Origin of the sequence: Siphonobacter sp. BAB-5405 (genome assembly GCF_002872335.1) — a bacterium.
Classification (GTDB): Bacteria; Bacteroidota; Bacteroidia; order Cytophagales; family Spirosomataceae; genus Siphonobacter.
In genome coordinates this window covers 1-3,308 of the sequence record NZ_NJAG01000035.1, presented here as the reverse complement: position 1 = coordinate 3,308, position 3,308 = coordinate 1, and the positions used below count along the sequence as shown (strand labels likewise).

Annotated in this window: 3 protein-coding genes; all 3 read left to right on the top strand. The window is 41.8% G+C overall.

What is annotated here, in order from left to right:
• The first annotated feature begins 663 nt into the window (after window positions 1-663).
• The 3 genes from BWI97_RS19485 to BWI97_RS19475 all read left to right on the top strand — a co-directional run bounded on the left by BWI97_RS19485 (window position 664) and on the right by BWI97_RS19475 (window position 3,105).
• Entirely contained in the window at window positions 664-1,443 is a 780-nt protein-coding gene (locus tag BWI97_RS19485; RefSeq protein ID WP_102202417.1) for a tyrosine-protein phosphatase, read from the top strand.
• 292 nt (window positions 1,444-1,735) lie between these two features.
• Complete coding sequence (locus tag BWI97_RS19480) at window positions 1,736-2,560, top strand: polysaccharide biosynthesis/export family protein (protein ID WP_094815044.1); 825 nt, start codon at window positions 1,736-1,738, stop codon at window positions 2,558-2,560.
• Between the two features lie 56 nt (window positions 2,561-2,616).
• On the top strand, window positions 2,617-3,105 hold the full coding sequence (locus BWI97_RS19475) for a Wzz/FepE/Etk N-terminal domain-containing protein (RefSeq protein WP_102202416.1): 489 nt from the start codon (window positions 2,617-2,619) through the stop codon (window positions 3,103-3,105).
• Window positions 3,106-3,308: the final 203 nt, after the last annotated feature.

The following is a 3,308-nucleotide window of genomic DNA, read 5'->3' as shown; positions in this document are numbered from 1 at the left end:
CTGCCTATTTATTAAACATTCTTGAATTATTTGAAGAAAATAAATAAATATAAGATTTACCAAAAATACGGATTGAGTAGTATTAATCTGATTATCAATAATTTAAAGAATGGTACTTAGCTAATCCTTGTTTACCAATACTAAATCTGGTATGATGTTTTTTGTCTTTTTTTTGCCTGAATTGACTAATTATTGTGTAAAGTTTATTTGAACTTAAAACAGACCTTTTTTTCTAAAAAATACATTTTAAAACATCCAAGCTTTTTAATCTACGTAGTTTAATAGACAGGTCATTCCCATTGAAAGTCGCTTGTAAAGTTAAAATAAATGCATGAACACTGATTTCGTCGCCGAATCTGTTCTCATTCCTGCATTGATTTAGCATACTGGAATGTAATCTTTTGCATGTACAAAATCTCAGCAGCCGGGTTAGGTTGCTGGGAGTTACTGACTGAATTTGTATTACATATTGTGAGGACTGGTACCCCATTTATTTAGGGTACATCACATCTAACCGCTAGCTATATTATGAATACGGAGTTTGATGAAGTAGTTTCGCCTTCAGAAAGGAGACTTGTCCCTTTTCGAACGGGTGACCATGTGACCGATCATTCGGTGGCAGAGCCTACTCGTACATCAGATAGTCGTACTATAGCTAAATCCATGAGCTCTACTAGTTTATGGCAGCGTTTAAAAGATCGGTTCTTCTCCGCCAAATCTATTCCGGAAGAACCTGTCAAACACTGCTTCTGGAATGTTGATATTCACTCGCACTTACTGCCTGGCGTTGATGACGGCGTGGATACTTGGGAAGAGTCACTGGCCTGTCTGCAACAATTTAGCGAATGGGGTATTCAAAAAGTAGTCACTACGCCGCACGTCAGTCGTGATTATTTTCCCAACAAGCACGATCAGCTCTTGCAGGGACAGGAGCAATTACAGGCCTTAATCAAAGAACATCAGTTACCCTTACAGGTCGAAGTCGCCGCTGAGTATTTATTGGATGATTTCTTTCTCGATTTGCTCAATCATAAAGAGGTTATTAGTTTCGGCCCTGAGAAGTATTTGTTAGTAGAAACAGCCTGGTCTTCGGCTCCCCTTCATCTAACAGACCTTATCTTTCGTATACAAGCGGCCGGTTATACGCCTATTTTGGCTCATCCCGAACGTTACAAATACTACCATAATTTTGAGGCTGAACTCGACCGGCATCGCCAGGCTGGTTGTCTGCTTCAGCTCAATGCCATGTCCTTAACGGGTAAGTACGGTGATCAGGCTCGCCGCCAGGGCAAGTTACTGTTACAAAAGGGTTGGGTGGACTTCATCGGAAGTGATTTGCATCGACCCGGCGACTTATCCCGCTTTGAACGAATATTTGCTTTACCCGAATTCGATGAATTGAAGAACCAGCCCCTGCGGAATTCTTCCTTACTGGGACTGTAGGTCTGACCAATGCTGAAAGGCTTTAGGTAACCTCCCTGGATTGGTATAATTCGTAGAATTGTATAGGATTATGGGTATTAAGCAAATGTTATCTAATTACACAAATAGTTTTGAGTGATCGTACAAAAACGGCAGAAAGTGTTCGTGTTTGTACCGGGCTTATTGACTTTTGTTAGTAAATTTTGTTTTTCGTAAAACATTTTAGTTAGAAGTTGGTAGTTAACAAAAAATTGTACTTTCTTTGACCAAGCATTCTATGCGAATCTCCTTACTGGATCTTTTGAAGCCTTATATGAGTACCAGATCATTCCGCCAGGATCGGGTAACCATAGTGAAGAATTTGTCTTCGCTGCTCGTTCTTGCCTGTTTATTATCTAGTTGTGTGTCCTCGAAAAACTTAGCACTTTTTCAGGAGGGACCCAACACAACCATTGACAGTCTCAGTATAGCTAAACAGTACACACCTACCGTTCAGATAGGTGACGTGTTGTCCATTACTGTTACCAGTTTAAACCCCGAAGCCTCCGCAGTATTTAATTTACCTGAGTCACAAGCCCTTATTCAGGGCCAAGGTTTAAATGCTTCCGCCAATCCACTTGCCTACCAGCCCGGCTACGTAGTCAATAAAGATGGCAGTATTGATTTCCCCATGTTAGGTAAAATACCCGTAACCGGTAAATCCAGCACGGAAATCAACGCTTTCATTAAGGATAAGCTGAAAGCCTACCTCAAAGAGCCTTCCGTAAATGTTCGGAATGTAAATTTCAGAATCTCCGTCCTGGGTGAAGTGAATCATCCCTCACTGTTTCTGATTAACAATGAGCAGGTTACGCTCTTACAAGCCTTGAGTATGGCCAATGATTTAACGATCTATGGCAAACGTGAAAACGTATTAATCATTCGGGAAGAAAACGGCAAAAAGACGTTTGCCCGGATCAATTTGAATAGAAGGGATTTTTTTAGCTCTCCCTATTACTACCTGCATCCCAACGATGTAGTCTATGTAGAACCCAACCAAGCTAGAGCGGCCGCCACCGACAATACTTATCGAGTTGTCCCTATCGTCATTAGTGCAGTGTCTGCCGTGTTAGTATTGGTGAGCGTAATCATTAGGTAATTTCGCTTATACCTTATAACATACAATCCACTTAAAATTATTACGATACAGACGTTATGGCAACGAATAATCCTTACACTTCGTACGTGCCTTATCAGGTCGTAGAGACTGATCAGACGAACATACGGGCCATTCTGCTCCGCTATGCTCGCAACTGGCCGTGGTTCTTAGTATCAGTGGCATTTGCCTTAGGAGCGGCGTATGTATACTTGCTGTATCAACAACCGATTTACCGTGTACAGGCCAGTCTGTTGATCAAGGACGAGAAAAAAGGCGTTGATACCGGTGAGCTGATGAAGCAGCTGGACATCTTCGGTCAGCAAAAACTCGTAGATAACGAAATCGAAATCCTGAAGTCGTACACGCTGATGAACAAAATCGTTGGCGATCTTAATCTGGATGTCAAGTATTTCGAGCCTTCCAACTTTGGCAAACGCGAAGTATACGGTAACGTTCCCATTAAAATGATCGTTGAACAGCCCAAGCCTGAGCTGTACAAGGAAAAGCTGGAGATTAGTTTCCGGAAAACAACACGGTACGTGTAAATGACCGGAACTATCCCATCAACCAGAGTATTGACACACCTTTTGGTCGCCTTCGTTTCTTCGCAAACAAGCCCGTTCTGAAAAGTGACACGCAATTGATTGCTGCGGTATCTCCTCGTTCACAAACAGTGGAAGGTTACCTGAAGAGTTTACAAACGGAGCCTACAAGCAAGCAGTCAACAGTGATTCAGCTAACTATTGAA